Origin of the sequence: Bacillus sp. JJ722 (assembly GCF_036963345.1) — a bacterium.
GTDB lineage: Bacteria > Bacillota > Bacilli > Bacillales > DSM-1321 > Bacillus_AD.
Window position 1 is genome coordinate 419 of the sequence record NZ_JBALMO010000405.1, and the last position, 900, is coordinate 1,318.

2 protein-coding genes are annotated in these 900 nt (G+C 31.2%); both read left to right on the top strand.

What is annotated here, in order from left to right:
* Window positions 1-217 (top strand): hypothetical protein (locus V7014_RS26815; RefSeq protein WP_335512121.1); only part of this gene is annotated, 217 nt, incomplete at its 5' end.
* Window positions 218-438: 221 nt separating this feature from the next.
* Window positions 439-801, top strand: coding sequence for a hypothetical protein (locus V7014_RS26820; protein ID WP_335512123.1), 363 nt, complete (start codon window positions 439-441; stop codon window positions 799-801).
* Window positions 802-900: the final 99 nt, after the last annotated feature.

The window sequence follows — 900 nt, forward strand, 5'->3', positions numbered from 1 at the left end:
ATTTAATATTGTCTCAGGTCTAATTATCTTTTCTATAATGATTTTGCAGTTAGTGGAAGGTAGTAACAACTTACCATATTATCTAATGGCTTTGTTTTTAGTTATTTATTTTGCTGAAATTAAATTTAAAAGCTTTAGAAAAGCAGGTATTGCACTTATGATATTATTCGATATTTTTGCCTTATGGCTCTTATTACCTTACGCATTTGCACCATAATTAGAAATTAATAAGACCTTTACTATTGAACTATCGGGTGCAATAGCTGAAAATCAAGGTTGTCATTGGGCAGCCTTTTTCTTGTAGAGCTAACGGGCAGTTTAGTTGAGGAACTTTTTAAAAAAAACAATCTAAAATAAGGTTATAATAATATGGTGAGATCATTTTGGATAAATAAGGATTTTACAGTTATATTTAGCAAGAAAGGAGGATGGATCTCAATGAAAAAAGTAGTCTTCGTCTTAATTTGTATTATATTTATAACAATATGGTTTGGAAGCAAGCAGATAGTTACTTTCTCTTCTCCTAGTAATGTAGACTCTTTTCCTATCCCCTCTACCGCAAAAGAAGTTGATAGCGTTGCTAAGAATCCGAATATTATAAGATACCAAAAATATAAATACTCTGGAGCAGATGAAATCAATAGCATTAATAAAAAATATTTAACAGCAATAAAAAAAGCAGGATGGACTGAATTAAAAGATGAACAAATGGGTGCTGCTCGTTTCTTCCAGAAGGATAAAGTAAAAGTTTCTTTAATAACACACGATAACTATATTAGTGTAGCTGAAATGAAGCATTAACCGTTAACTTCTAAAGAAGGGTGATTACATTAAGGAGCTGATATTGTCAGCTTCTTTTTTATGTCGCTAACGGAGCAGGATAGTTGTGCGAAATGTTTC